This is a genomic window from Mumia zhuanghuii, assembly GCF_042681565.1.
Taxonomy (GTDB): domain Bacteria; phylum Actinomycetota; class Actinomycetes; order Propionibacteriales; family Nocardioidaceae; genus Mumia.
Genome location: NZ_JBHUFT010000008.1, coordinates 2,233,253 through 2,259,118, shown reverse-complemented (window position 1 = coordinate 2,259,118; position 25,866 = coordinate 2,233,253). Strand labels below are relative to the sequence as shown.

Annotated in this window: 26 protein-coding genes and 1 tRNA gene; 10 read left to right on the top strand and 17 right to left on the bottom strand. The window is 69.7% G+C overall.

The window, feature by feature from the left end:
- Position 1: 1 nt before the first annotated feature.
- The 5 genes from metH to ACFSDF_RS19320 all read right to left on the bottom strand — a co-directional run bounded on the left by metH (position 2) and on the right by ACFSDF_RS19320 (position 8,401).
- On the bottom strand, positions 2–3,712 hold the full coding sequence (gene metH, locus ACFSDF_RS19340) for a methionine synthase (RefSeq protein ID WP_377159080.1): 3,711 nt from the start codon (positions 3,710–3,712) through the stop codon (positions 2–4).
- A gap of 155 nt (positions 3,713–3,867) precedes the next feature.
- Positions 3,868–4,353 carry a GNAT family N-acetyltransferase gene (locus ACFSDF_RS19335; protein WP_208322329.1) on the bottom strand — a complete coding sequence of 162 codons (486 nt, stop codon included), beginning with the start codon at positions 4,351–4,353 and terminating at the stop codon, positions 3,868–3,870.
- Between the two features lie 34 nt (positions 4,354–4,387).
- Positions 4,388–6,148 carry a proteasome ATPase gene (gene arc / locus ACFSDF_RS19330; protein ID WP_167002789.1) on the bottom strand — a complete coding sequence of 587 codons (1,761 nt, stop codon included), beginning with the start codon at positions 6,146–6,148 and terminating at the stop codon, positions 4,388–4,390.
- A 170-nt stretch (positions 6,149–6,318) separates the two neighbouring features.
- The gene (locus ACFSDF_RS19325; RefSeq protein ID WP_167002791.1) at positions 6,319–7,221 is read right to left on the bottom strand and encodes a tRNA (adenine-N1)-methyltransferase; all 903 of its coding nucleotides are present in this window, start codon (positions 7,219–7,221) and stop codon (positions 6,319–6,321) included.
- Positions 7,214–8,401 (bottom strand): site-2 protease family protein, encoded by a 1,188-nt coding sequence (locus ACFSDF_RS19320; protein WP_377158755.1) that lies wholly within the window; start codon positions 8,399–8,401, stop codon positions 7,214–7,216. The genes ACFSDF_RS19325 and ACFSDF_RS19320 overlap by 8 nt, the downstream gene beginning before the upstream one ends.
- Before the next feature lie 64 nt (positions 8,402–8,465).
- Between ACFSDF_RS19320 and ACFSDF_RS19315 the strand changes: the two genes are divergently transcribed.
- From ACFSDF_RS19315 to ACFSDF_RS19305, 3 genes are all read left to right on the top strand, one after another.
- Positions 8,466–9,356 (top strand): RecB family exonuclease, encoded by an 891-nt coding sequence (locus tag ACFSDF_RS19315; protein ID WP_167002795.1) that lies wholly within the window; start codon positions 8,466–8,468, stop codon positions 9,354–9,356.
- Positions 9,357–9,439: 83 nt separating this feature from the next.
- Positions 9,440–10,033, top strand: a complete 594-nt coding sequence (locus ACFSDF_RS19310) for a winged helix-turn-helix domain-containing protein (protein WP_167250922.1) — start codon at positions 9,440–9,442, stop codon at positions 10,031–10,033.
- Positions 10,030–11,313 carry an MFS transporter gene (locus ACFSDF_RS19305; protein WP_167002799.1) on the top strand — a complete coding sequence of 428 codons (1,284 nt, stop codon included), beginning with the start codon at positions 10,030–10,032 and terminating at the stop codon, positions 11,311–11,313. The genes ACFSDF_RS19310 and ACFSDF_RS19305 overlap by 4 nt, the downstream gene beginning before the upstream one ends.
- Here the strand turns inward: ACFSDF_RS19305 and ACFSDF_RS19300 are convergent.
- Genes ACFSDF_RS19300 through ACFSDF_RS19270 form a run of 7 tightly spaced genes read right to left on the bottom strand, consistent with a single transcriptional unit; the run spans position 11,286 to position 16,746 of the window.
- A complete protein-coding gene (locus ACFSDF_RS19300; protein WP_167002801.1) occupies positions 11,286–11,765 on the bottom strand; it encodes an anthrone oxygenase family protein in 480 nt (159 codons plus the stop codon). The two genes, ACFSDF_RS19305 and ACFSDF_RS19300, sit on opposite strands and share 28 nt — an antisense overlap.
- A gap of 9 nt (positions 11,766–11,774) precedes the next feature.
- A complete protein-coding gene (locus ACFSDF_RS19295; RefSeq protein WP_167002803.1) occupies positions 11,775–12,476 on the bottom strand; it encodes an HAD family hydrolase in 702 nt (233 codons plus the stop codon).
- 42 nt (positions 12,477–12,518) lie between these two features.
- The gene (locus ACFSDF_RS19290) at positions 12,519–13,373 is read right to left on the bottom strand and encodes a PAC2 family protein (protein ID WP_167002805.1); all 855 of its coding nucleotides are present in this window, start codon (positions 13,371–13,373) and stop codon (positions 12,519–12,521) included.
- 45 nt (positions 13,374–13,418) lie between these two features.
- Positions 13,419–14,651, bottom strand: a complete 1,233-nt coding sequence (gene mshC, locus ACFSDF_RS19285; protein ID WP_167002807.1) for a cysteine--1-D-myo-inosityl 2-amino-2-deoxy-alpha-D-glucopyranoside ligase — start codon at positions 14,649–14,651, stop codon at positions 13,419–13,421.
- A gap of 23 nt (positions 14,652–14,674) precedes the next feature.
- A complete protein-coding gene (locus tag ACFSDF_RS19280) occupies positions 14,675–15,493 on the bottom strand; it encodes an SCO1664 family protein (RefSeq protein WP_167002809.1) in 819 nt (272 codons plus the stop codon).
- Entirely contained in the window at positions 15,486–16,004 is a 519-nt protein-coding gene (locus tag ACFSDF_RS19275; protein WP_167002811.1) for a DUF3090 family protein, read from the bottom strand. The genes ACFSDF_RS19280 and ACFSDF_RS19275 overlap by 8 nt, the downstream gene beginning before the upstream one ends.
- Before the next feature lie 49 nt (positions 16,005–16,053).
- Positions 16,054–16,746 (bottom strand): MSMEG_4193 family putative phosphomutase, encoded by a 693-nt coding sequence (locus ACFSDF_RS19270; protein ID WP_182397085.1) that lies wholly within the window; start codon positions 16,744–16,746, stop codon positions 16,054–16,056.
- A gap of 50 nt (positions 16,747–16,796) precedes the next feature.
- Between ACFSDF_RS19270 and ACFSDF_RS19265 the strand changes: the two genes are divergently transcribed.
- The 3 genes from ACFSDF_RS19265 to ACFSDF_RS19255 are packed head-to-tail and all read left to right on the top strand — an operon-like array spanning position 16,797 to position 18,292.
- The gene (locus tag ACFSDF_RS19265; RefSeq protein WP_377158749.1) at positions 16,797–17,783 is read left to right on the top strand and encodes a magnesium and cobalt transport protein CorA; all 987 of its coding nucleotides are present in this window, start codon (positions 16,797–16,799) and stop codon (positions 17,781–17,783) included.
- Between the two features lie 9 nt (positions 17,784–17,792).
- Entirely contained in the window at positions 17,793–18,089 is a 297-nt protein-coding gene (locus tag ACFSDF_RS19260) for a gamma carbonic anhydrase family protein (protein WP_243842934.1), read from the top strand.
- Entirely contained in the window at positions 18,086–18,292 is a 207-nt protein-coding gene (locus tag ACFSDF_RS19255; RefSeq protein ID WP_243842935.1) for a hypothetical protein, read from the top strand. The genes ACFSDF_RS19260 and ACFSDF_RS19255 overlap by 4 nt, the downstream gene beginning before the upstream one ends.
- A 4-nt stretch (positions 18,293–18,296) precedes the next feature.
- On the opposite strand, the gene ACFSDF_RS19250 is transcribed toward ACFSDF_RS19255, so the two are convergent.
- The gene (locus tag ACFSDF_RS19250) at positions 18,297–19,151 is read right to left on the bottom strand and encodes an SDR family oxidoreductase (protein ID WP_243842936.1); all 855 of its coding nucleotides are present in this window, start codon (positions 19,149–19,151) and stop codon (positions 18,297–18,299) included.
- Here ACFSDF_RS19250 and ACFSDF_RS19245 point away from each other — a divergent pair.
- On the top strand, positions 19,140–19,988 hold the full coding sequence (locus ACFSDF_RS19245) for a helix-turn-helix transcriptional regulator (protein WP_377158746.1): 849 nt from the start codon (positions 19,140–19,142) through the stop codon (positions 19,986–19,988). The two genes, ACFSDF_RS19250 and ACFSDF_RS19245, sit on opposite strands and share 12 nt — an antisense overlap.
- On the opposite strand, the gene ACFSDF_RS19240 is transcribed toward ACFSDF_RS19245, so the two are convergent.
- On the bottom strand, positions 19,989–20,828 hold the full coding sequence (locus ACFSDF_RS19240; RefSeq protein ID WP_167250914.1) for an undecaprenyl-diphosphate phosphatase: 840 nt from the start codon (positions 20,826–20,828) through the stop codon (positions 19,989–19,991).
- Entirely contained in the window at positions 20,825–21,877 is a 1,053-nt protein-coding gene (locus ACFSDF_RS19235) for an LLM class F420-dependent oxidoreductase (protein ID WP_377158744.1), read from the bottom strand. Before ACFSDF_RS19235 ends, ACFSDF_RS19240 begins: the two co-directional genes overlap by 4 nt.
- A 115-nt stretch (positions 21,878–21,992) precedes the next feature.
- Here ACFSDF_RS19235 and ACFSDF_RS19230 point away from each other — a divergent pair, with 115 nt between their 5' ends.
- On the top strand, positions 21,993–22,937 hold the full coding sequence (locus ACFSDF_RS19230; RefSeq protein ID WP_167250910.1) for an aldo/keto reductase: 945 nt from the start codon (positions 21,993–21,995) through the stop codon (positions 22,935–22,937).
- Between the two features lie 11 nt (positions 22,938–22,948).
- On the top strand, positions 22,949–23,134 hold the full coding sequence (locus ACFSDF_RS19225) for a DUF5703 family protein (RefSeq protein ID WP_167002825.1): 186 nt from the start codon (positions 22,949–22,951) through the stop codon (positions 23,132–23,134).
- A gap of 31 nt (positions 23,135–23,165) precedes the next feature.
- Here the strand turns inward: ACFSDF_RS19225 and ACFSDF_RS19220 are convergent, their stop codons facing one another.
- Positions 23,166–24,488 (bottom strand): M20/M25/M40 family metallo-hydrolase, encoded by a 1,323-nt coding sequence (locus ACFSDF_RS19220; RefSeq protein ID WP_377158741.1) that lies wholly within the window; start codon positions 24,486–24,488, stop codon positions 23,166–23,168.
- Between the two features lie 126 nt (positions 24,489–24,614).
- On the opposite strand from ACFSDF_RS19220, the gene ACFSDF_RS19215 reads away from it, so the two are divergent.
- Positions 24,615–24,700 (top strand) — tRNA-Leu (locus tag ACFSDF_RS19215).
- A gap of 130 nt (positions 24,701–24,830) precedes the next feature.
- Here ACFSDF_RS19215 and ACFSDF_RS19210 read toward each other — a convergent pair.
- Positions 24,831–25,640: a restriction endonuclease gene (locus ACFSDF_RS19210; protein WP_167002828.1), complete on the bottom strand. Its 810-nt coding sequence runs from the start codon at positions 25,638–25,640 to the stop codon at positions 24,831–24,833.
- Between the last annotated feature and the right edge of the window lie 226 nt (positions 25,641–25,866).

Genomic DNA, 25,866 nt, shown 5'->3' with positions numbered 1-25,866 from the left:
GTTAGTCGTCCTCGGTGCGGTAGCCGAGGTTGGGCGAGAGCCACTTCTCGGCCTCGGCCACCGTCCAGCCCTTGCGCTCGGCGTAGTCCTCGACCTGGTCGCGGCCGATCCGTCCCAGCACGAAGTACTGCGAGTCGGGATGGGAGAAGTACAGCCCGCTGACGGCAGCACCGGGCCACATCGCCATGCTCTCGGTCAGCTCGATGCCGGTGTTGCGCTCGACGTCGAGGAGCTCCCAGATCGCCCGCTTCTCGGTGTGCTCCGGGCACGCAGGGTAGCCGGGAGCGGGACGGATGCCGGCGTAGCTCTCCTTGATCAGCGCCTCGTTCGTGAGGGACTCGTCGGGCGCGTAGCCCCAGAACTCCTTGCGAACGCGCTCGTGCAGCCGCTCGGCGAACGCCTCGGCCAGCCGGTCGGCCAGCGACTCGAGCAGGATCGCGCTGTAGTCGTCGAGGTTCTTCTTGAACTCGGCGATCTTGTCCGCGGCGCCCAGGCCCGCCGTGACGGCGAAGGCACCGACGTAGTCGCGCAGTCCGGACTCCTTGGGTGCGACGAAGTCGGCGAGGGACTTGCGTGCGGACCCGTTGCGGCCCTCGCCCTGCTGACGCAGCTGGTGCAGCGTCGTGAGCACCTCGGTCCGCGACTCGTCGGTGTAGACCTCGATGTCGTCGCCGGGGACCTGGCTTGCAGGGAACAGCCCGAACACGCCGTTGGCGCGGATCCATTTCTCCGCGATGAGCTGGTCGAGCATCGCCTGCGCGTCCTCGTAGAGCCTGCGGGCGGCCTCCCCCGTCGACGGGTTGTGGAGGATGTCCGGGAAGCGGCCGCGCATCTCCCACGCGTTGAAGAAGGGCTGCCAGTCGATGTACTCGCGCAGCTCCTCCAGCGAATAGTCGGTCAGCGTCCGGACGAGCTGGACGCGCCCGTCGTGACGGTGGTCGCAGCCGGGCCCGGAGCACAGGTCGCGCGCCTGCTGGACGATCATGTGCGGGCGCGGCGGGAGGTAGCCGCTCCACTCGATCGGCGTCGCCTGTGCACGCGCCTCCTCGAGCCGCAGCAGCGGGCGACCGGTCTGCCGTGCGGCGTGACGCTCGCGCAGCGACGCATAATCGGCGTCGGTTTCGGCCAGCAACCCGGGACGTTGTGCGTCGGACAGCAGCGCCGCCACGACAGGGACGGAACGCGAGGCATCCTTCACCCAGAGGACGGGACCGTGGTACTTCTGGTCGACCTTGACCGCCGTGTGCGCGCGTGAGGTCGTCGCGCCTCCGATGAGCAGCGGGATCTCGAAGCCCTGACGCTCCATCTCGCTCGCCAGGTTCACCATCTCATCGAGCGACGGCGTGATGAGACCGGAAAGCCCGATGACGTCGGCGTTCTCGGCCTTGGCGGCGTCGAGGATCTTCTGGGCGGGCACCATGACGCCGAGATCGACGACGTCGTAGTTGTTGCACTGCAGGACGACGCCGACGATGTTCTTGCCGATGTCGTGGACGTCGCCCTTCACGGTCGCCATCACGACCTTGCCGTTGGTGCGCTCGGCGTCGCCCGGCTGCTTCTCGGCCTCGATGTACGGGATGAGGTGCGCGACCGCCTTCTTCATGACGCGCGCCGACTTCACGACCTGCGGGAGGAACATCTTGCCCTCGCCGAACAGGTCACCGACGACGTTCATGCCGTCCATCAGCGGGCCCTCGATGACCTCGATCGGACGTCCGCCACGGGCCGCGATCTCCTGGCGCAGCTGCTCGGTGTCGGACTCGGCGTACGCGTCGATGCCCTTCACAAGGGCATGGGTGATCCGCTCGGACACCGGGAGCGCGCGCCACTCCTCGTTGGCGACCTCCTTGGCCGCACCGTCCTTCGCGAAGTCGCCCGCGATCTCGAGCAGGCGCTCGGTCGCATCCGGCCGACGGTTGAGGACGACGTCCTCGATGCGCTCGCGCAGCACGTCGGGCACCTCCGCATAGACCTCCAGCGCCCCCGCGTTCACGATGCCCATGTCCATCCCGGCGCTGATCGCGTGGTAGAGGAACACGGCGTGAATCGCCTCGCGCACGGCGTTGTTGCCGCGGAACGAGAACGACACGTTGGAGACGCCCCCAGAGACGAGCGCGTACGGGAGGTGCTCCTTGATCCAGCGGGTGGCCTCGATGAAGTCCACGCCGTACTCGGCGTGCTCCTCGATGCCCGTCGCGACCGCGAACACGTTCGGGTCGAAGATGATGTCCTCGGCGGGGAAGCCGACCTCGTCCACGAGGAGCTTGTAGGCCCGCTCGCAGATCTCCTTGCGGCGCTCGAGGTTGTCGGCCTGGCCGTCCTCGTCGAACGCCATCACCACGATGGCAGCGCCGTAACGGCGGCACAGACGCGCGTGCGCGACGAACGCCTCCTCGCCCTCCTTCATGGAGAGGGAGTTGACGATCGGCTTGCCCTGCACGCACTTGAGCCCGGCCTCGATGACCTCCCACTTGGAGGAGTCGACCATCACCGGGACGCGGCTGATGTCGGGCTCGGACGCGATGAGGTTCAAGAACCGCACCATCGCCTCGACGCCGTCGATCATGCCCTCGTCCATGTTGACGTCGATGACCTGCGCGCCGTTCTCGACCTGCTGGCGGGCGACCGTGAGGGCAGAGCCGTAGTCACCGGCCTTGATGAGGTTGCGGAAGCGGGCCGAGCCGGTGATGTTGGTGCGCTCGCCGACGTTGACGAAGAGCGTGTCCTCGACGACGGTCACCGGCTCCAGACCCGCCAGCCGCAGCGCCGGGGTGGTCTCCGGCGGGACGCGTGGCGCCTTGTGCGAGACCTCGCGTGCGATCGCCGCGATGTGCGCGGGTGTGGTCCCGCAGCAGCCGCCGACGAGGTTCACGAAGCCGGCCTCGGCGAACTCGGCGAGGATCGCCGCCGTCTCGTCGGGCGCCTCGTCGTACTCGCCGAAGGCGTTGGGGAGGCCAGCGTTCGGGTAACAGCTGACAAAGGTGTCCGCGACGCGGGCGATCTCGGCGATGTACGGCCGCATCTCCTTGGCGCCGAGCGCGCAGTTGAGTCCGATGAGCAGCGGCTGGGCGTGGCGGACCGAGTTCCAGAAGGCCTCGGTCACCTGGCCTGACAGAGTGCGTCCGGACGCGTCGGTGATCGTGCCCGAGATGATGACCGGCCAGCGGCGCCCGTGGTCGGCGAACACCGACTCGACGGCGAAGATGGCCGCCTTGGCGTTGAGCGTGTCGAAGATGGTCTCGATGACGAGGAGGTCGGCACCGCCGTCGAGCAGACCGCGGGTCGCCGTCGCGTAGGCGGCCACGAGCGCGTCGTACGTGACGTTGCGTGCGCCCGGGTCGTTCACGTCGGGCGAGATGGAGGCCGTGCGCGAGGTCGGGCCGAGCGCCCCGGCGACGTAGCGGGGCCGTCCGCTCGCGGCGGCGACTTCGTCGGCGACCTCACGAGCGAGGCGCGCCGAGGCGTGGTTGAGCTCGTACGAGAGGTCCTCCATGCCGTAGTCGCTCAGCGAGATCGCGGTGGCATTGAAGGTGTTGGTCTCGACGATGTCGGCACCCGCGTCGAGGTACTCACGGTGGATCTCGGCGATGAGCGCCGGCTGGGTCAGCGACAGCAAGTCGTTGTTGCCCTGGACGTCGCGGGGCCAGTCCTTGAAGCGTTCGCCCCGATAGCCGGCCTCGTCAGGACGGTCGCGCTGGATCGCGGTGCCCATCGCGCCGTCGAGCACGAGGATGCGCGACCGGAGCGCTTCACTCAGCTCGGCGGTCGCATCAGGGCGGAGGTTCGCAGTGGCCGACACCCGTTCGAGGATAGTCGAGGTCCGACCACCGGACATAGGGTCCACGATGTGGACGACGCTGTCGGTGTTCATGAGCCGCCGAGGGCCTTGCCGAGGAAGAGCGACTGAGGATCGTCCGCGTAGTAGCCGAACGGCGCGACCTCGGAGTAGCCGGCCGACCGGTAGAGCGCGATCGCCTCCGGCTGCGGCTGGCCGGTCTCCAGCACCATCGTCGTCGCCCCGGCGGCCCGCGCGGTCTCCTCGAGCCAGGCGAGGACGCGCCGCGCGTATCCCTGACCACGTACGGCCTCACGGACGTACATCCGACGCACCTCGGCACGCCAGTCCCCGAGCATCCGCCAGCCGCCCGTGGCGACGGGCTGGCCGGAGCCGTCGTACGCCACGGCGAACAACCCGCCGGGAGCGTGGAACTCCGCAGGGTCGCTCGGGCTGACGTCATGGATGCCGTAGCGCTCGGCGTAGAGCGCCTGCACCTCGTCGATGAGGAACGTCGCATCCGCGTGGTCGTAGGGCACGACGCGGATGTCGAGTGCAGGAGTGGTGGGCGTCGTCACGGACACATTGTGCGACGTCGCCCACCCCCTGCGCTCAGAGATATTGACCCGTGTTGGCGACCGTGTCGATCGAGCGGCCCGGCTCGCTGCCCTGCTTGCCGGAGATGAGGGTACGGATGAAGACGATCCGCTCGCCCTTCTTGCCGGAGATCCGCGCCCAGTCGTCCGGGTTGGTCGTGTTCGGGAGATCCTCGTTCTCCTTGAACTCGTCGAGGCATGCCTGCAGGAAGTGCTGGACGCGCAGCCCCCGCTGGCGCAGCTCGAGGAAGTCCTTGATGGCCATCTTCTTGGCGCGGTCGACGATGTTCTGGATCATCGCGCCCGAGTTGAAGTCCTTGAAGTAGAGGATCTCCTTGTCACCGTTGGCGTAGGTCACCTCGAGGAAGCGGTTCTCCTCGGACTCGGCGTACATCCGCTCGACGGTGCGCTGGATCATGCCGTTGACGCATGCCGTCCGGTCGCCGCTGAACTCCTTGAGGTCGTCCTCGTGGAGCGGGAGGTTGGCCGTGAGGTACTTGGAGAAGATGTCGCGTGCCGACTCCGCGTCGGGACGCTCGATCTTGATCTTCACGTCGAGCCGACCGGGTCGCAGGATCGCCGGGTCGATCATGTCCTCACGGTTGGAGGCGCCGATCACCAGGACGTTCTCGAGGCCCTCGACGCCGTCGATCTCGCTCAGCAGCTGCGGGACGATCGTGTTCTCGACGTCGGACGACACCCCCGACCCGCGGGTGCGGAACAACGAGTCCATCTCGTCGAAGAAGACGATCACCGGCGTGCCCTCAGACGCCTTCTCGCGCGCACGCTGGAAGACCAGTCGGATGTGGCGCTCGGTCTCGCCGACGTACTTGTTGAGCAGCTCGGGGCCCTTGATGTTGAGGAAGTAGGAGCGGCCCTCCTCCCCCGTCTTCGCCGAGACCTTCTTGGCGAGCGAGCTCGCGACCGCCTTGGCGATCAGGGTCTTACCGCAGCCCGGCGGACCGTACAGGAGCACGCCCTTGGGCGGCTTCAGCTCGTGCTCGATGAAGAGCTCGGGATAGAGGTACGGGAGCTCGACGGCGTCGCGGATCGACTCGATCTGACCTTGGAGGCCGCCGATGCTCGAGTAGTCGATGTCGGGCACCTCCTCCAGGACCAGCTCCTCGACCTCGGACTTCGGCACGCGCTCGTAGACGTAGCCGGCGCGCGAGTCGAGCAGCAGCGAGTCGCCGGCGCGGAGCTTCTCGTCGCTCAGGGAGTCGGCGATGCGGGCGATCCGCTCCTCGTCGGCGTTGCCGATCACGAGGACGCGGTCGCCGTCGGCGAGCAGCTCCTTGAGCATCACGACCTCGCCGACCTGCTCGTACGCGAGAGCGGCGACGACGTTGAGCGCCTCGTTGAGGATGACCTCCTGGCCCTTCTGGAGGTCCTCGACCTCGACCGACGGGCTCACGTTGACCCGCAACTTGCGGCCTCCGGTGAACACGTCGACGGTGTCGTCGTCGTTGTGCTGGATGAACGTGCCGAAGCCCGTCGGAGGCTGCGCGAGTCGGTCGACCTCCTCCTTGAGGGAGAGGATCTGATCGCGAGCCTCGCGCAGGGTGTCGCCGAGGCGGGCGTTCTGAGCCGTCACCGCAGCGAGCCGAGCCTCGGTCTCAGCAAGCCTCGAGTCCATCGACGAGTCCAGGCGGCCGGTCGCGAGGCGCCGACGGAGATGCTCGACCTCCGCGCGGAGGTAGTCGATCTCCGCCTGCTGCTGGAGCACGGTCTGCTCGGTCTCAGGCGGACGCCGGTCGCTGTGGTCGAACTCGCTCATGTCGTACCTCCCGCGAAGGCCACGACACCGTCAGCCCCGGACACCGCCCGGGGTCGACCCATGGCGCGGCGTGCTGGCTCCTCGTGAGTCGACACTACCCGCACGGAGTGGCGATCCGCTCGCGTCGGCGCGCGGTTGATCAGAAAGAGATCCGAACGATGTGATTCAGGTCACTCGGGCAGGTCGACGGGGCGAGGTCCGGCGTAGTCGGGCCCGTACGCGCCCGGGGCGGGTCGCCGCTTCTTGGCGAGCGCACGCTGGCCGTGCGCCATCCGACGGGCGGTGACCAGGAACGCGGTGTGCCCGTTCATCGAGTGCTCCGGACGCACCGCCAGACCCTCCAGGTGCCAGCCGCGCTGCATGGTCTCCCAGGCAGAAGGCTCGGCGAACTCGCCGTGCGCGCGGATCGTCTCGACGACGCGCGACATCTGTGTCGTCGTCGCGACGTAGCAGCACAGGATGCCGCCGGGAGCGAGCAGCCGGCCCGCGAGCGCGACGTACTCCCAGGGGTCGACCATGTCGAGGATCATGCGGTCGACCTCGAGGTCGGTCTCGGCGAGGCTCTCGCCGAGCTCGCCGACCGTGAGGCGCCACGCCGGGTGGGGGCCACCGAAGAACTGCTCGACGTTGCGGGTCGCGATCTCGGCGAAGTCCTCGCGCTGCTCGAAGGACAGGACGAGACCGTCCTCACCCACCGCGCGCAGCAGGAACGTCGTGAGCGCACCCGAGCCGGCGCCGGCCTCGAGCACCCGCGCACCGGGGAAGATGTCCGCGAACGTGACGATCTGCGTCGCGTCCTTCGGGTAGATCACCGCCGCGCCGCGGGGCATCGAGGTGGTGTACTCGTGCATCAGCGGCCGGAACACGAGGTACTGGCCGCCGAGCGACGACGTGACGACAATCCCCTCCGGCTGCCCGATCAGGTCGTCGTGGGCGATCTCCCCGAACTTCGTGAAGAACTTCTTGCCCACCTCGAGCTGGATGTTGTGGCGACGACCCTTGGCATCGGTGAGGCGAACCCACTCACCGGCCGCCATCGGACCGCGGTGCACCCCCGAGAGGCGCTCATCCATGCGTGTGCCTTCCTGCGTCTCGTTGCTTGCCCCCGTCGCGGACCCGCGCCGCGAAGGCGTGGTCGACGTCGCCGGTGACGAGGACCCCGTACAGGCTCTCGCCGTCGACGACCAGGTACTCGCTCGACGGCGTCTGCTGCAGCGCGCGGATCAACGGCTCACCGGCCAGGTCCACGGGCAGCGTGAGGCCCGGGGAGAGCGTACGCGCCAGTGCTCCGACGTCGACCCACGGGCGTCGCGCCTCGGGTGTGGCGAGGACGGCGCGCTCGTCGACGACGCCGTCGATCGTGCCTGTCGGGCCGTGCACCACGATCGCGCCCGCCCCGGCCTGACGCGCCTGCTCGATGGCTTGAGCGACCGGCATGCTGCGGGGGACGTCGACCGCCCGACGGGCGAGCCCGCGCGCGGTGAGTGACGGGAGTCCACGCTTGAGCCGAGCGGCGAGCATGGCCTGGGTCGCGCCCGTCCAGAGGAACATCGCGATCACGAAGGCGATGACGTAGTCGAGGATCGTCATGTCCCAGCCGAGCACCTCGCGTGCGAGGAACGGGAAGGCGAGCGCGAGGATCGCGATCGCGCGACCGCCGTAGCCGGCCGCGACCGTGCCCGCGTACGGGTTGCCCGTCGCCTTCCAGACGATCGCGCGGAACACCCGTCCGCCGTCGAGCGGCAGCCCCGGCAGAAGGTTGAGGACGCCGACCACGAGGTTGGCCAGTGCAAGCGCACGGAACGCGAACAGCAGCAGGCCGGAGTCGGGCAGCAGCAACGAGGCGCCCCAGGCGGCGGCGCCGACGGCGAGCGAGGTGAGTGGGCCGACGACGGCGATCCAGAACTCGCGACCAGGGGTGTCGGGCTCCCCCTCGATCTCGGTCACCCCGCCGAGGAAGTTGAGGGTCACCGAGCGCACGTCGTAGCCGAACCGTTTGGCCACCAGCGCGTGGGAGATCTCGTGCAGGAGGACAGAGAGGTAGAGGAGCACCGCGAAGGCCAGGCCGGCGACGTACGTGAGAGCACCGAGGCCCGGGGCGATCGCCTCGATCGTGGGGGCGAGCACGAAGGCGATAAGAACCGCGACGAGCAGCCAGGAGGAGCGCACGAGAACGTCGATCCCCCCGATCTCGCCGATGCGGAAGGTCCCGGGCGGACGGTTCGGCGTGGGGGGTGTGGACGACGCGGTCACGTGTTCCACCGTATCGGGTCGTGGCACAGCCGGACTGTCGGTCGGCTCGCCTAGGCTGACGGGCATGAGGGCACAGACGGCCGAGCGCACGGTGGTGGACGGGGTCGACGTGGTCGGGTCGCTGTCCCCGAGCCGGGCATCCGACTTCATGACGTGCCCGCTCCTCTACCGGTTCCGGGTCGTCGACCGTCTCCCGCAGGAGCCGACGGTCGAGGCGGTGCGCGGGACCCTCGTCCACGCCGTCCTCGAGGACCTGTTCGACGCGCCGGCCGCCGAGCGGACGCTGGAGCGTGCGCGGTCGCTCGTGGGCCCCGCATGGGACCGTCTGCGCGAGGTCGAGCCCGAGGTGGCCGGTCTCTTCGACGACGGGACGGCACTCGCCGCATGGCTGGAGAGCGCGGGCGAGCTGCTCAGCTCCTACTTCACCCTCGAGGACCCGCGGCGTCTCGAGCCGGCCGAGCGTGAGAAGTACGTCGAGACGGTCATCGACGGCGGGCTGCTGCTGAGAGGGTACGTCGACCGGGTGGACGTGGCTCCGACCGGCGAGGTGCGCGTCGTCGACTACAAGACCGGCCGTGCACCTCGTGAGGTGTTCGAGGCCAAGGCGATGTTCCAGATGAAGTTCTATGCGCTGGTCATGTGGCGGACGACAGGGACGATCCCGGCGCTGCTCCAGCTGATGTATCTCGGCAACGAGGAGATCCTCCGCTACTCCCCCGACGAGCACGACCTGCTTGCGACCGAGCGCAAGCTCCGCGCGCTGTGGGCGGCGATCGAGCGTGCGGCGACGACCGGCGAGTGGCGCCCCCGCAAGAGCGTGCTGTGCGGCTGGTGCGACCACAAGGCGCTGTGTCCGGAGTGGGGCGGCACCCCGCCCCCGCTGCCGGAGCGCGAGACGCTGCCGCTCGAGCCCGCGGTGCACTCTCCCGCAGAGAGCGTCGCCGACGCCGACTGACGGCGAGCCGCTCTCCCGGCACTCGCGAGCGCATTGCAAAGAAACCTTTGCAAAGAAACCTTTGCAGTCGTACGGTGATCTCCATGGCCACCGAACCGCACCAGGTCGTCCTCGACACTGCGGCCCTCAAGGCGCTGGCGCACCCGCTCCGTGTCCAGCTCCTCGGCGCCCTGCGCCGTCACGGCCCGTCGACGGCGACGCTCCTCGGCCAGCGACTGGGCGTCACGTCGGGCGCCGCGAGCTATCACCTCCGCCAGCTCGCCGGCGCGGGCCTGGTCGCGGAAGACACGGCGCGAGGCAACGCGCGCGATCGGTGGTGGCGCGCGGAGCACCGCATGAGTGTCCTGGACGAGGAGGACATGGACGACGTCTCTCCCGACGACGTCGACACCTATCTCCACTCGATCGCCGCGAGCTACTCGATGCTGCTCCAGCAGACGGTCAACGAACGTGCGACCATGCCCGAGCCGTGGCGCAAGGCGATGGACCTGAGCGACTACCTGCTCCGTCTGACTCCTGACGAAGCACGGACGCTGGATGCGCGGGTGCACGCGCTCGTGAGGGAGTACCGGTACGACGTCCCCGGTGGCAGGCATCCCGAAGGCGCCGAGCGGGTCGCCGTCGTGGTGCAGGTGCTCCCCCAGCTCGAGCGCGGCCCCGAGGACGACACGCCATGAGTCGTACGAGGCCGCTCGCCGGTCTGCTCGTCGCGATGGCGGTCGCCCACACCGGTACGCGCGTCTCCGCGATCGCGTTCCCGTGGTTCGTCCTGGCCACCACCGGGAGCGCGACCGCGACCGGGCTCGTCGCGTTCTTCGAGCTCGCCCCGTACGTCCTGGTCAAGGCACTGGCCGGGCCGTGGATCGACCGCGTTGGTGGGCGCGTGGTCTCCTGGTCGACCGATCTCGTCAGCGCAGCCGCAGCAGCCACGATCCCCGTCCTGTACGCCCTCGACGCCCTGCCTCTCGAGGCGTTCCTCGCCCTGGTCGCCGTCGTCGGTGCGGCTCGCGGCCCGGGCGACCTCGCCAAGGAGGTCATGGTTCCCGAGGCCGCCGAGCGTGCGGACATCCCGCTCGTACGGGCCACCGGACTGTCCGGGACCATCGAACGCCTGGCCTCGACGCTCGGCCCTGCGGCTGGGGCGGGCCTCATCGCTCTCGCAGGTCCGATCGCGGGCGTCGCGGTCAACGCGGTCTGCTTCGTTCTCGGCTCCCTCGTCGTGGGCTTCGCGCTCCCTCGTGGCATGGGCGGCCCCGCGCCGTCGACGGCCCGAACGACCGAGGATGGCGAGAACGAGGCGGCGCCGTACCTGCGACGCCTCGCCGAGGGAGCCGCCTTCCTCCGTCGCGACCCCCTCCTCCTGGCGGTGGTCGTCATGGTCGCGATCACCAACCTGCTCGACATCGCGTTCACGGCCGTCCTCCTCCCGGTCTGGGCGCACGACTCGGGCCACGGTGCTCCGGCGATGGGCCTCATCCTGACTGTCATGAGCGCGGGCGCGGTCGTCGGCAGCCTGCTCGCCTCCGCGCTCGCCCACCGGATGAGGCGCCGCCCGGTCTTCTTCCTCGGTTTCCTCGTCGCGGGGGCACCGCGCTTCCTGGTGCTCCTGCTCGACGTGCCGATGCCCGCGATCCTCGTCGTCTTCGTCGTCGCAGGCCTGGGCTCGGGCTTCCTCAACCCGATCCTCAGCGCGGTCTTCTTCGAGCGCGTTCCTCCGCACCTTTACGGGCGGGTCGGTTCGCTGACCGACGCGGCGGCCTGGGCGGGGATGCCCCTCGGTGGTGTGCTCGCCGGGGTGGCGGTGACGGCCGTCGGGCTCGCTCCCGTCCTTCTCGTGAGCGGGATCGCCTACGCGCTGACGACGAGCCTCACCGGCTTGCGCCCGGAGTGGCGTGCCATGGACGAGCGCCCGGTCGGCGCGACGGAGGGTCAGCCGGAGCGGAGCGCGGCAGCGTAGGCCGTGACCGAGGCGATGCACATCAGCGCCCGCACGTGGTTGCCACGCGTCCACGGCGGCGAGAACGACGCCCATGCTGTGGCCGCGGCCGGCGGCGTGGAGGCGTCCACCGCATCGAGCGCGTTGTTGCGCGGGATGTGGAACGCCGCGGTGAGGGCGATCGAGGCGAGGTAGGCGGCGGACCCACCGAGCGCCCACCACCGGCCGTCACCGTCGCCGAGGAACGCCACCAGCGCGACCACGAGCGCGACCACCGCCGTACCGGAGAACGCGAGCTGGAAAGCCGGGCGTACGGCGAAGCGGTTGGTCTCCTGCATGAAGCCGACGGACTCGGTCGGAGGTCGTCGCTCGAGCGAGGGCATCACCATCACGGAGAAGGCGACGTAGACGCCGGACATGATGCCCGCACCGATCAGCGCGACGTACGTGCACACCACCGTGAGAGTTGTCACGCCCCGACGCTATCGTCCTCGCGGGTCCGAGCCGGTCAGGAGCAGTCCGAGGTCGTACGGCGTGAGGCCGTCGAGGGTCGCGACGTGCGTGCGTCGCTCCCCCGCATCGACCGGGACGAGGTTGGGGACCACGAGCACATGACAGCCCGCGGCCGACGCCGAGCGGGTGCCTGTGTTGGAGTCCTCGATCGCCACGCATCGCGACGGGTCGACCCCCAGTGCCGCCGCGGCGGCGAGGTAAGGCTCGGGGTGCGGCTTGCCGCGCGAGACCGTGTCCCCGGTGACCACGGCACTGAATGTGCTGCCGGTGAACCGCGCGACCAGCGGCTCTGCGACGGCGGTGTACGACATCGTGACCAGCGCCTGCGGGACTCCCGCCTCGGTGAGCGCGGCGATCATCTCCCGAGCACCTGGACGCCAGGCGATGTCGCCGTCGCGCATGTACGAGGCGACCTCGCTCACGAGTGCGTCGACGATCTCCTCGGGGCGCAGCACGAGGTCCATCCGACGCCGGATCTCGCGCGCGGCCTCGAGCAGGTCGCTGCCGACGAGGGCGAGTCCGTCCTCTTCGGACCACGACGCGCCGTGGCGGGCAGCGAGTGCGAACTCCGCCTCGAGCCACACGGGCTCGGTGTCGACGATCGTCCCGTCGAGGTCCCACAGGACGGCGTCGGGCAGGGTCGTACGGCGGGTGTCGACGTTGGTCGTCATCGGCTCTCTTCGGCTCGAAGGGTGGGTGAAAAGACTGCAGGGCTAGGAGTCGGTGTCGCGCGAGCGCCGCTTGAGGTAGCGCTCGAACTCGCGCGCGATCGCGTCGCCCGAGGCCTCGGGCAGCTCGGAGGTGTCGCGCGCCTCCTCGAGCGACTCCACGTACGCGGCGATGTCGGCGTCGGAGCTCGCGAGGTCTTCGACACCGCGCTCCCACGCCCGCGCCATCTCGCGTAGGTCACCGATCGGCAGGCTGATCTCGAGCACGTCCTCGAGATAGCCCAGCAGCGCCAGCGTCGCCTTGGGACTCGGGGGCTGCGCCACGTAGTGCGGGACGGCGGCCCACAGCGAGACCGTCGGAAGCTCCGCCGCGACGCAGGCCAGCGTAAAGACGCCGTTGATGCCGGTGGGCCCCTCGTACGAGGAGTCGTCGAGGCTCAGGCGGGCGTCGAGCTCGGGGTCGTTGGTGGTCCCCGTCACCGGCACCGGCCGCGTGTGCGGTGTGTCGGCGAGCAGCGCGCCGAGCGTGACGACCGCATGGCTCGCCAGCCGGTCGGCGATGGCGACGAGCTCGTCGCAGAACGAGATCCAGCGCATGTTCGGCTCGACGCCACGCACGAGCACCACGTCGCGGTCGGAGCCCACCGGCCGCGCCACGTACACGCGGGTCGTGGGCCAGGTGATCGTCCGGTGCCCGTCGTCGTCAGTCCCGATCTGCGGGCGGTTGACCTGGAAGTCGTAGTAGTCGTCCGGGTCGATCTCCGCGATGAGGTCGGCGTCCCACCACTCCACCAGGTGGTCGATCACGGAGCTGGCGGCGTCCGCAGCATCGTTCCAACCCTCGAACGCGACGACGAACCACGGGTCGACAACGGTGGGGAACTCGGTCTGCTCGCTCACCCCTTCACTCTATGCCGAGGAGCGGACGCGTTGCGGAGGTGTAGGTCAGACGACGCCGAGCAGCGCATCGACGGCCGCGCCGACCGTACGGCCTGCCCCCGGGACGCCGTCGCCAGCCACCGCGAGCGCAGCATCGACCCACGCGTCGACGGCCGCGATCGCCCGCGGCGCATCGAGATCGTGGGCCAGGGCGTCACGGATCGCGCTGACGACCGGAGCAGCCTCGGACCCGCCCGTAGCGAAGGCCTCGCGCCACCGACCGAGACGCTTGGCGGCGTCCACGATCTCGCTGTCCGCCCACTCCCAGCCCGTGCGGTAGTGGTGCCCGAGCACCGCGAGCCGGATCGCCATCGGGTCATGGCCGTCGGCGCGCAGGCGCGACACGAGCACGAGGTTGCCGAGCGACTTGGACATCTTCTCGCCGGCGTACGCCACCATCGCCTGGTGGACGTACGCCCGCGCGAACCGCTGCTCGGTGGCGACCTGCGCCTCAGAAGCCGACATCTCGTGGTGCGGGAAGATCAGGTCGGTCCCGCCGCCCTGGACGTCGAAATCGTGCCCCAGCGTCTCGAGCGCGATCGACGAGCACTCCACGTGCCATCCGGGACGTCCGCGCCCGAACGGGCTCTCCCATGAGGGCTCGCCCGGACGCTCCGCCTGCCACAGGAGGCAGTCGAGCGGATCGCGCTTGCCGGGCCGGTCCGGGTCTCCCCCACGCTCGCTGAACAGCCGCAACATGGTCTCGCTGTCATAGCCGGAGACCTCGCCGAAGCTGGCATCGGCGTGCACGGAGAAGTAGACGTCGCCCTCGACCTCGTATGTCACACCGCGGTCGCGCAGGCGCTCGATCAGCGCGATCGCCAGGTCGATCGACTCGACGGCTCCGATGTAGTGGTCCGGGGCGAGGATCCGCAGCGCGGACATGTCCTCGCGGAAGAGCTCGATCTCGCGCTCGGCGAGGTCGGTCCACTCGATGCCGGTCGCCGTCGCGCGCTCCAGCAGCGGGTCGTCGACGTCGGTGATGTTCTGGGTGTAGACGACCTCGAGACCGCGGTCGCGCCAGGCGCGCTGCAGGAGGTCGAACGTCAGGTAGGTCGCGGCGTGGCCGAGATGAGTGGCGTCGTACGGGGTGATGCCGCACACGTACATGCGGGCACGGCCCTGCGGGTCGACGAGCACCGGGGAGCCGCTCGCGGTGTCGTGGACCTGGACAGCCGATCCGGGGCCGAGGCCGAGCTCGGAGAGGTCGGGGACTTCGGGGGACGTCCAGGCGCGCATGCCACGAGGGTATAAGGCGGTCCCTACACCGGCGGCCACGGGATCGTCGGCCAGCGGTCGCCCGGCGTGGGCATGCGGCCGGTCGTGAGCAGGAGGTCCAGCCGCTCGGAGAGGGCAGCGATCTCATCGGCGCTGATCAGGTCGGAGAGGGCGGCGCGCAGCGGTCCCGACGTGACCTTCTCGGACAGCGACTCGAGCCGCTGGCGATCGTCGTCGTCCAACGCCTCACCCGCCCAGCCCCACAGCACCGTACGGAGCTTGTCCTCGACGTGGAAGGTCAGCCCGTGGTCGCAGCCCAGCACCGTCTCGTCGACCGGCAGCAGGTGTCCGCCCTTGCGGTCCGCGTTGTTGACGACCGCGTCGAACAGCGCGATCGTCCGCAGCGGTGGGGTGTCGCGGTGCAGCAGCGTCACCTCGCGGTCGCGAGCGTCGACCGCGTCCACCACGGAGAACCAGCCCTCCGGATCGTCTCCGGCGGGCACGACGGCGATCTGGGCGAGCGCTGGGTCGATGTCGACCCACAACTGCACCATGCCCGGTCCGAACGGACCGTCGGCGATCACCGTCGGTGGGACGACATGCCAGCCGGCGGCTTCGGAGACGAGGTAGGCGGCGCGCTCACGACCGGCGAGTGTGCCGTCGGGGAAGTCCCACAGCGGCCGCTCCCCCCGTACGGGCTTGTAGACGCACGCGAGCGAGCGCGAGCCGTCGGACACCTGCCCGTAGAAGGTGCCGTTGGAGGCCTCGACGAGCCGGCCCGTGACCTCGAGCGTGCCTCGGCCGAGCAGTTCCGAGACACCGTGGCCTGCCGCGTAGCGTCGCGACGCTGCGAACTCAGTCACGGGCGACCCGGCGGAAGCCGTTGGCGCGCGGGCAGAGATGGCCGTCGGCCTCGACCACTCCCCCGCAGAACGGGCACGTGGGCCGTCCGGCCGCGACCACGCTGCGGGCACGCTCGGCGAACTCGAGCGCGACCGCTGGCGGCATCGTCACGACGAGCACGTCACTGGCCTCGCTCTCGTCGTCGTCGGTCATCGCGAACGCCTCGACGACGACCTCGCCGGTGTCGGGCTCCCACGCCAAGGTCATCGCGCCCACGCGGAACTCCTCCTCGATCGGCTGCTCGAGGGGGTCCAGGTCGACCGCTCGCCCAAGCCCTCCGCCGGCTGCCGCCTCCACCTCCACCAGGAGCGCCTCCAGGCGTTCGGCGAGCACCTCGACCTGCTGCTTCTCCAGGCCGACCGACGTGACGCGGCCGCCGTCGCTAGCCTGCAGGAAGAACGTCCGGTCGCCAGGAACCCCGACCGTGCCGGCGACGAATCGACGCGGGCGTTCGTACCTGTGGATCAGCATGACACCGAGCCTAGACAGGGCCTCGGAGCGCGGCGACTCCTGTCCCCGCTCACGCGCCACCACCGACCGGAGCGTCGCCGGTGGCCGCCTTCGAGTCGCCCGCCGGGGGTACGAGGCCGCTGAGATCCGAGCCGAGGTCGTTGACGTGGTGGACGGTCGGTCGCTGCGTCCCGTACGTGATCGCGCTGACCGACCCGGGGCTCACGGCGATCCGTTGGAAGAGGTCGAGGTGGGTGCCGAGGGCGTCGGCGACGATGGCCTTGATCACGTCGCCGTGGCTGACTGCGACCCACACCGCCCGGCCGCCGTGGCGCCGCGCCACCCGCCGGTCGATGCGCCGGGCCGTCTCGACCGCGCGTGCCGCCATCGTCGTCATCGCCTCGCCACCTGGAAAGACCACGGCGCTCGGTTGCTGCTGGACGCTCGCCCACAACGGCTGCTTTGCGAGGTCGGTGATCGCCCGCCCGGTCCACCTGCCGTAGTCGCACTCCACGAGCCCCGCGTCGCGGCGTACGGGGACCGTGTCGGGCTGTGCCTCGGCGATCGTGCGCGCCGTCTGCATCGTGCGCATCAGCGGGCTGCTCACGATGAGCGAGAGGGGCACCGCCGCGAGGCGCTCGGCGACGCGTGCGGCCTGAGTGCGGCCGGTCGGGTCCAGGCCGATGCCGCGCGTCCGGCCCGCGAGAATGCCCTGGGCGTTGGCATCGGTCCGCCCGTGACGGACGAGGATCAAGGTCGGCACGCCCCGAGCGTAGTCCGGCCGCGAGCCGTGCGAGGGGCAACAATGAAGGCGTGATCTTGGACTGCGCCGCCTACCACGACGGCACCTCGCTCCCCGCCGGCCTCCAGATCGACGACCTCGCCGACGCGATGGCGGCACGCACAGGTCCCGCTGACTTCGTGTGGCTGTTCATGCAGGATCCGACGTACGAGGAGTTCGGCCAGCTCCAGAAGGTCTTCGGGCTGCACCCGCTCGCGGTCGAGGACGCCGTCACAGCGCACCAGCGCCCCAAGGTCGACGTGTACCCCGAATCGGCGTTCCTCGTCCTGCGCGCGCTGCGCTACGTCCAGGCGAGCAAGCGTGTCGAGGCGAGCGAGATCTCGCTCTTCCTCGGGGACCGGTACGTCATCGTCGTCCGCCACGGCGACTGGCCCAAGCTCGAGGGCGTCCGTGCGCGCGCGGAGAAGGAGCAGGCGCTCGCCCAGTACGGGGCGATCGCTGCGGCGTACCACGTCATCGACGCCGTCGTGGATGAGTACGAGGTGATCGCGGAGTCGCTGTCCGCCGATGTCGAGGACGTGGAGGCCGCGGTGTTCTCCGACGACGTGTCGGGCGCGGACACCACCCAGATCTATCTCCTCAAGCGCGAGCTGCTCGAGTTCCGCCGTTCGGTCGTGCCGATCCACGCGCCGCTGCAGGAAGTCCTGAGGCGGCGGGCGACGATCTCGGTGCCGAAGGGGATGCTCCCGTACTTCCGCGACGTCGCCGACCACCTCGCTCATGCACGCGGAACGATGGAGTCGCTCGACGGACTGCTGGACAACGTGATGCAAGCGCGCGCGACGCAGATCTCCGTCCAGCAGAACGACGACATGCGCAAGCTCGCTGCGTACGCCGCGATGATCGCGGCACCGACCCTCATCGCGGGGGTCTACGGGATGAACTTCCGCGACATGCCCGAGCTGGACTGGCGGTTCGGCTACCCGCTCACGCTGCTCGCGATGGTCGCGATGGTGGCCTTGCTGTGGCGCGCCTTCAAACGCTCCGGATGGCTGTAGCGTCGTCGGATGGCACGAATCGATCCTGATGCTTCCGTCGCGTCCAGCGCGGTCGTCACCGGTGACGTCACTGTCGGCCCCGGATCGCGGGTCCTCCACGGCGCCGTGCTCAATGGCGACCTGGGCCCGATCGTGATCGGGGCAGACGTGGTGGTGATGGAGAACGCGCTCGTCCGCGGTCGCGCCGATCATCCGGCGACCATCGGCGACGCCGTCCTCGTGGGCCCGCACACACACCTGAACGGGACAACGGTCGAGGATGAGGTGTTCCTCGCGACCGGCGCCTCGCTGCTTCCGGGGTCGTGAACTCCGACCTGGCGCCCGGCACCGTCGTACCGATCGGGTGGATCGCCGCCGGGCGTCCGGCGGAGCTGTTCTCACCCGATCGGCACGACAAGCTCTGGGCGGTGCAGGAGACGCTCGACTTCCCCGGGACCGTCTACGGCGTGCCTCGTGGGACGAGGATGCGCGAGATCATGCGCCGGCAGTCGGAGGCCTACCGGCGGTGACCCCTCACCATGGGACGAAGCCGTCGCGGCCGAAGAACGCCCCTGTCGGGCCCTGCGGGTCGACCATGGCCGCCCGTACGCTCGCGGCCGCGCCTTCCTCGACGGTCTGAGTGCCCCTGTGGCCATTGAGGTCGGTCGCGGTGTAGCCGGGGTCGACGGCGTTGACACGGAACTCCGGGAGCGCCTTGGCGTACATGGTCGTGATCAGGTTGAGGGCGGCCTTGGACGACGGGTAGACGAGCCCGACGAGCGTGGACTCAAGCCGGCTCGGGTCCGACGTGACGGCGAAGGAGCCCACACCGCTCGACACGTTCACGACGCGGGGGTGCTCGGAGGCTCGCAGCATCGGAAGGAAGGCGTGCGTGACCCGGACGGGGCCGAGGACGTTCACGCCGAAGACGGGGATGAAGTCTGCGGGCACCGTGTCCGCCGGACCGGCCCACGAACCGCCGATCCCGGCGTTGTTGACGAGCACGTCGAGGCCGGTTCCCGCGTCCTCGACGGTCGCGACGGCCGTGGCCACCGAGGCGTCGTCGGTCACGTCGATCACGACCGGGCGGACGTCGAGGCCCTCGCTCTGGAGCGGCTCCGCGGCCTTCCTCCCGAGCTCCGCGTCACGCGAGCCGAGCCAGACCGTCCATCCGAGTCCAGCGAGACGGCGCACGGTCTCGAGCCCGATCCCCTTGTTCGCCCCGGTGACCAGGGCGGTGGTGGTGGTTGTCGCTGTCGTTGTCATGCCACGAGCCTGGTCGCCGCCGCGGCCTCGTACCAGGATCACTTCGTCCTGGTACGGGTCGTACCAGGCTGTGCCGTGGTGACGCTCCCCGCTGCGTGCCATGGTGAGGACGTGGATCGTCATGAGCTCGGCCGCCTGCTTGTCCGCGCACGCCGCAGGGTCTCCCCCGCCGATGTCGGCATGCCCGCGGGGCCACGTCGCCGGGTGGCGGGCCTGCGCCGCGAGGAGGTCGCGATCCTGGCGGGTGTCAGCGTCGACTACGTGACGCGGATCGAGCAGGGGCGCGGCGCGCACCCGTCACCATCGGTCCTCGCCTCCCTCGCACGGGCATTGCGGATGAGCGACGACGAGCGCCGGGAGATGTTCGACCTGGCCGGCGCTCCTTCGCCGCGCGACGGACACGTACCGATGCTGGTCCGTGCGAGCATCCTCCGGCTGCTCGAGCGCCTCGAGGACCAGCCCGCTGTCGTGCTGAGCGCCAAGGGAGACGTGCTCGCCTGGAACCCGCTCGCGGCGGCCCTGCTCGGCGACTTCTCCGTGCAGCCGCTGACGCAGCGCAACATCGTGCGCCAGCGGTTCTCTGGGGAACCGGGCCGTGTCTCGGTCCCAGAGGAGGAGGCGCAACGGACCGCGGCCCAGTCGGTGACCAGCCTGCGCGCGGCCTCGGCGAAGTATCCCGACGATCCCGACCTGCGCCGGCTCGTGGCCGAGCTCCGCGCGCACAGCACCGAGTTCGCCCGGCTGTGGGATGACGCTCCGTCACAGGTGTGGCGCAGCCACCGCAAGACCATCACGCACCCGACCGTCGGCGCGGTCACGCTCGATTGCGACGCGTTGGAGCTCCCCGAGACGGACCAGACGGTGATCGTCTACTCCGCTGCGCCAGGCTCACGCGACGCCGATCTGCTGCAGCTGGTCAAGGTCGTCGGCACCCAGAGCCTGGGTGCCGACGCACGATGACTATCCGACCGACGTCCCGGCCGTGATCACGCCCGTCGCGAGCAGCGCCAGCACGAGGCCACCGAGCCCGATCCGGTAGATCACGAACGGCGTGTAGGAGTGCTTGCTGACGTACTGCAGGAGCCAGTGGATCACCGAGATGCCGACCACGAACGAGACGACCGTCGCGAGGATCGTCGGGCCCACGCCGTACGCGTTGTCGCCGCCGGGGATCTCCGGCAGCTGGAACAGGCCCGCTCCGACGACCGCCGGGATCGCGAGCAGGAACGCGTAGCGCGTCGCGGCGGCACGGTCGTAGCCGAGGGCGCGGCCCATGCTGATCGTCGCGCCGGACCTCGAGACGCCCGGGATCAACGCCATCGCCTGAGCGAATCCGAAGAGCACCGCGTGCTTGCCGGTCAGCTGCTCGATCGTGCGGTCCTGGCGACCCAGCTTGTCGCAGATGCCGAGCACGACGCCCATGACGATGAGCATCGTCGCGATCACCCAGAGGTTGCGGAAGTCGTTCTCGATGACGTCTTTGAGCGTGATGCCGAGGATGACGATCGGCAGGGAGCCGACGATCACGAACCAGCCCATCCGCCACTCGAGCGTGTCGCGGGCGTCGCTGTTGAACAGACCTCGCAGCCAGCCTCCGGCGATGTTCCAGATGTCGCGCCAGAAGTAGAGGACGACCGCGATCTCCGTTCCGATCTGGACGACCGCGGTGAAGGCCGCGCCAGGATCCTCCCAGCCGAAGAACTTGGGGAAGATCGCGAGGTGGCCCGATGACGAGATCGGGAGGAACTCGGTGAGGCCCTGGAGAAGGCCGAGGACGAGCGCTTGGAGCAGGTCGTTCACTCGCCGAGGCCCGAGGTCTCGAGAGCGTCAGCGACCGTACGGAGCACGTGGGCGCGCTCGTCGTGCGTGGAGCCGAAGGTAGAGATCGCCAGCGTCGTGACACCGGCATCGGCGTACGAGTGGAGGCGCTCGGCGATGCGCTCCTTGGGTCCGATGAGGGCCGTCTGGTCGACGAGCTCGAACGGCACCGCCGCAGCGGCCTCGCCCTGCTTCCTGTCGAGGTAGAGGTCCTGGATCTTCTGGGCGGCGTCCTCGAAGCCCATCCGGCGGGCGAGCGCGTTGTAGAAGTTCTGCTTGCGGCTGCCCATGCCGCCGACGTACAGCGCCGTGTAGGCGCGCACCATCTGGGCGCACTCCTCCAGGTCGTCGCCGATCACGACCGGCACGGTCGGGACGACGTCGAAGCCCTCCATCGTCTTGCCGACCTTCTCGCGCCCGATGCGGAGGTGGTCGGTCGACACGGAGGCCTGCTCGGGGTTGAAGAAGATGGCGAGCCAGCCGTCGGCGATCTCACCGGCGAGCTCGAGGTTCTTGGGGCCGACCGCGGCGAGGTAGATCGGGATGTCGGTGCGGTACGGGTGGAGCATGATCTTGAGCGGCTTGCCCGGGCCGTCGGGCAGCGGCAGCGTGAAGTGCTCGCCGGCGTAGTTCAGCGGCTCCTCGCGGGCGAGGATCGTGCGCACGATCTCGACGTACTCACGCGTGCGCGCCAGCGGCTTGTCGAACTTCACGCCGTGCCAGCCCTCAGACACCTGGGGCCCAGAGACGCCCAGCCCGAGGCGCACGCGTCCCTCGGAGAGACGGTCGAGCGTGGCGGCCGTCATCGCCGTCATCGCGGGCGTACGAGCGGGGATCTGCAGGATCGCGGTGCCGAGCTCGAGGGTCGACGTCTTGGCGCCGATCCACGACAGAAGGGTCGGCACGTCGGACCCGTACGCCTCCGCCGCCCACGCCGACGAGTAGCCCAGCGTCTCGGCATACACCGCCGTCTCCACCCGTTCGGCGACGTCCGGGCCGGCGACGTACCCGACGTTGACTCCCAGCTTCATGACCTGCTCCTGATCGATCGGGACCGCGATGCGCAGGGCGAGCCTAGCGTGGCCGGTGCGCCCGTCTCGACTAGCCTTCCGACAAGGCTGACAGGGGCCTTGACCGAGGAGTGACATGCAGGAACGGTTCGTCGGACGCAGCGGCCTGTCCGTCTCCCGCGTAGGGCTCGGCACGGCCTCCTGGGGGCGCGACACCGACGAGCACGAGGCCGCCGACATCTTGCGGACGTACCTCGACGCCGGTGGCACGCTGATCGACACGGCGGCCTCGTACGGGGCGGGTGCCAGCGAGGAGCTCATCGGCGCACTGGTCGCCGAGCTGCGGCGCGACGACGTGGTCGTGGTGTCCAAGGCCGGCTCGGGTGTCCCGCACGGACGGCCCGGCACGTCACGCGGCGCGATGCTCGCCACGCTGGACGACTCGCTCGCGCGCCTGCGCACGGACCACCTTGACCTGTGGCTGGTGCAGGGGTGGGATCCGCGGGTGCCCGTGGACGAGACGCTCGCCGCGCTGGAGCACGCGGTCACCACCGGCCGTACCCGCTATGTCGGCGTCTCCAACTACACCGGCTGGCAGACGGCGTACGCGCACACGCGGCAGGCGATGCGCGACCTCGGTGCGCCGATGATCGCGACGGAGGTCGAGTACTCCCTTCTCGCACGCCAGCCCGAGCGCGACGTCGTTCCCGCGGCGGAGGAGCTGGGGTTCGGCGTGCTTGCGTGGTCGGCACTGGGGCGTGGCGTCCTGACCGGCAAGTACCGCTACGGGATCCCCGCGGACTCGCGGGCGGCCTCCGACCATCTGTCCGGGTTCGTCGAGCCGTACCTCGACCCGGACTCGCGGCAGGTGGTCGAGGCGGTGTGCCGCGCCGCCGAGGGACTCCAGCTGAGCCCGATCGAGGTCGCGCTCGCGTGGGTCCGAGATCGCCCAGGTGTGGCGAGTGCCCTCATCGGGCCCCGGACAGCGGCACAATTGAAGGCAGCGCTCTCGGTCGAGGAGGTCGTGCTCCCCACCGAGATCGCCGAAGCACTCGACGACGTGTCGGCGGAGGCGGGATAACGGAGGCTGTGTTGTCCGAGTACGAGTTCCAGCGGTTCTGGTTGCCGCGTACGGAGTCGCGCCAGGCGGTGCGGCGGCTGCTCACGGACGCGGCCGAGCATCATGGCTGGGAGATCGACCGGCTGCGGTTGTTCCCCGACGGACGGCGCCGGGTGATCCTGCGCAGGCGCATCATCCGCGTCCGCAGCACGCTGTAGCCCGCGCGAGCCGCGAGGCCTATCGAGCCCCCTACGCCAGGTCGAGCAGCCGGTGGAACACCCGCGCGCCGAACTCGAGCGCATCAGTCGGGACCCGCTCGTCGACACCGTGGAACAGCGCCGTGAAGTCCAGATCTGCAGGGAGCCGCAGAGGCGTGAACCCGTACGAGCGGATGCCGAGGCGGTCCCAGGCCTTGGCGTCGGTCCCACCCGACATCAGGTACGGGGCGATGTGGGCCTCGGGATCCTCGGCGTGCAGCGAGACCGTCATGGCATCGACGAGGTCGCCGCTGAACGGGTACTCCAGGGCTGGCTGCAGCGTCAGCGGGTCCACCGTCACCGCGTCGCCGGCCAACCCGCGCACCTCGGCGAGGAACGCGTCCTGCTGGCCTGGCAGGAAGCGCCCATCGACGTGCGCGTGCGCCTCGCCAGGGATCACATTCACCTTGTAGCCGGCGTCGAGCATGGTCGGGTTGGAGATGTTGCGCATCCCTGCGCGGATCATCCGTGCGGTGAGCCCGAACTCGGCGAGCAGTTCCTCGGTCGACGCGCCCGCGGCGCCGGTGAGCTCACGGACCTTGTCGAGGAGGATCTGCATCGACGGCCCGGGCTCGTACGGCCACTCGTGGTCGCCGATCGCAACGACCGCACGCGCGATGGCCGTGACGGCGTTGTTGTCGCGCACCATCGAGCCGTGACCTGCGGTTCCCTGGGCCGACAGGCGCATCCAGGCCAGCCCCTTCTCGCCCGACTCGAGCAGATAGAGCCGCTTGCCGCCGATGTCGGTCGAGAACCCGCCGACCTCGCCGATCGCCTCCGTGCAGTCGGCGACGAGATCCCGGTGGTGGTCGACGATCTTGTGGGCGCCGTGGATCGACCCGGCCTCCTCGTCGGCGGTGAACGCGAGCACGAGCGTCCGACGCGGGGCGAGCCCGGCGCGTCGACGGGCCCGGACGACCGACAGGACCATCGCGTCGAAGTCCTTCATGTCGACCGCGCCACGCCCGTACAGATAGCCGTCGACGATCTCTCCCCCGAACGGGTCGTACGACCAGTCGCCCGCCTGTGCCGGCACGACGTCGAGGTGGCCGTGGACGAGCAGTGGCGGCAACGAGAGATCGGTGCCCTCCCAGCGGGCGATCACGTTCGTACGGCCGGGCGTCACCTCGACGATGGTGGACTCGAGCCCGACCTCGGCGAGCAGCTCCGCGACGTACTCGGCGGCCTTGCGCTCCCCCGGGCCCCGGTCGTCGCCCGTGTTGGTGGTGTCGATCCGGATGAGGTTCCGGCAGATCTCGACGACCTCCGCGGCAGGGTCGATGGGGGCGGTCTGAGAGGGCACGTCGGCGGTCATTCCCCCATCCTGCCTGGCCAGGACAGGGAACGGTGAAAGTGAGGACCCCGGTTTGGGGATCGCCGCGGGTGGTTTGCTAGAGTTCTGACGCACGGTGAACGACGCACAGCGCCGGTCACCAACCCAGTCCGGGTGGCGGAATAGGTAGACGCGCTAGCTTGAGGTGCTAGTGCCCGTATTAGGGCATGGGGGTTCAAGTCCCCCCTCGGACACAACAACGACCAAGGCCCTTCGACACTCTCGCCAGTGTCGGAGGGCCTTTTTTTCTGCTCCCGTTACCGGCCGCTCTTCGGGATCGATCCCCCCTGCTGCCGGCGCCGCGGCGCCGGCAGCAGGGGATGGTCACGGCGTCGACTCTCCGGCATGTCGGACATGCGAGAACGCGAAGCTCGCCAAGATCACCAGCAGGACCGCGCAGGCCGCCGTTGCCGCGAACGACGGCTCGAGCTGGAAACCTTTCGCGATCCCGGCTGCGGCGCACGGCAACCCGATCCAGCCGGCTGCCGTCCACATCCGGGGGGTACGCGATGCTTGAACAGCAACGCTCAGCGAGCCGATCCCGACCGGGATGAGGAACAACCCCACGAGCGGAAGCAGGAAGGTGCCCTCGCGTTCAGCCACGGCCGCGTAGACACCGGCCAGACCGGCAGACGAGCCGACCCACAGGCAGACGACTCCCGCCAGCCACGAGCCGAACCTCAGGCCGGAAGCGGCCGCGGTGCCGGCATCTTCGTCGACGTACACGTCCTCCCCGTCGTCGGCGTCTGGCACGCTGACGCGTTCCATGGCCTCGACCGCCCACCCGTTCACCGGCTGCACCGCTCCGGTGATGTCGTAGGTGAACAGGGCGACATGGTTCGCATCGGCGTAACTGATTGCCTGAGCCGTGAACGATGACCCGCAGAAGAAGAACAGATCAACGGTCGAAGCGCGACCGACCGCGCCGACAAGCCGCTGAATTTCCGGCCTGCCGGCTTGCGACGCCTGAAACTTGACCTGCGCGGCCGCGTGGGTGGCGACCACATCAATCCCGCCGTCCGCCCCGCCCGGCGACGCAAGCGCATCGTGATACCCCCAGTGGCGGAGCCACCGGGCGGCGTTCTCCTCGGCATCCTCCCACCGCGCAACGTGAAACAGGTCCAACTCCGACACGTCTTTCCTCCCAAAGGTCGCATCAGGTTAGCGGTCGCTGTGACGGCCTCTCCTCGCGGAGGGTCCACTTGGAGCAGTGCTGTCGCTCGCCTCTTCCGCGCCGGCTGTCGGACCAGGCAGAACACGACGGCGGCCACCCTGTAGGCCCTCGATGCGACGCCCTGAGCATGTATGGCGCGAGGCATGGTGCTGGCCTCCTCTCGTGGAGCGCACCACCGGCGAAAGG

What these genes read in the sequence shown, in the direction of transcription:
- ACFSDF_RS19295 (WP_167002803.1), bottom strand. Translation starts at nt 12,476, where the DNA reads ATGACGACCAACGTCGACACCCGCCGTACGACCCTGCCCGACGCCGTC.
- ACFSDF_RS19315 (WP_167002795.1), top strand. Translation starts at nt 8,466, where the DNA reads ATGAGGGCACAGACGGCCGAGCGCACGGTGGTGGACGGGGTCGACGTG.
- mshC (WP_167002807.1), bottom strand. Translation starts at nt 14,651, where the DNA reads ATGCGCGCCTGGACGTCCCCCGAAGTCCCCGACCTCTCCGAGCTCGGC.
- ACFSDF_RS19325 (WP_167002791.1), bottom strand. Translation starts at nt 7,221, where the DNA reads ATGGATGAGCGCCTCTCGGGGGTGCACCGCGGTCCGATGGCGGCCGGT.
- ACFSDF_RS19305 (WP_167002799.1), top strand. Translation starts at nt 10,030, where the DNA reads ATGAGTCGTACGAGGCCGCTCGCCGGTCTGCTCGTCGCGATGGCGGTC.
- arc (WP_167002789.1), bottom strand. Translation starts at nt 6,148, where the DNA reads ATGAGCGAGTTCGACCACAGCGACCGGCGTCCGCCTGAGACCGAGCAG.
- ACFSDF_RS19235 (WP_377158744.1), bottom strand. Translation starts at nt 21,877, where the DNA reads ATGAAGCTGGGAGTCAACGTCGGGTACGTCGCCGGCCCGGACGTCGCC.
- ACFSDF_RS19250 (WP_243842936.1), bottom strand. Translation starts at nt 19,151, where the DNA reads ATGACGATCCACGTCCTCACCATGGCACGCAGCGGGGAGCGTCACCAC.
- ACFSDF_RS19260 (WP_243842934.1), top strand. Translation starts at nt 17,793, where the DNA reads ATGGCACGAATCGATCCTGATGCTTCCGTCGCGTCCAGCGCGGTCGTC.
- metH (WP_377159080.1), bottom strand. Translation starts at nt 3,712, where the DNA reads ATGGGCACCGCGATCCAGCGCGACCGTCCTGACGAGGCCGGCTATCGG.
- ACFSDF_RS19275 (WP_167002811.1), bottom strand. Translation starts at nt 16,004, where the DNA reads ATGCTGATCCACAGGTACGAACGCCCGCGTCGATTCGTCGCCGGCACG.
- ACFSDF_RS19230 (WP_167250910.1), top strand. Translation starts at nt 21,993, where the DNA reads ATGCAGGAACGGTTCGTCGGACGCAGCGGCCTGTCCGTCTCCCGCGTA.
- ACFSDF_RS19220 (WP_377158741.1), bottom strand. Translation starts at nt 24,488, where the DNA reads ATGACCGCCGACGTGCCCTCTCAGACCGCCCCCATCGACCCTGCCGCG.
- ACFSDF_RS19310 (WP_167250922.1), top strand. Translation starts at nt 9,440, where the DNA reads ATGGCCACCGAACCGCACCAGGTCGTCCTCGACACTGCGGCCCTCAAG.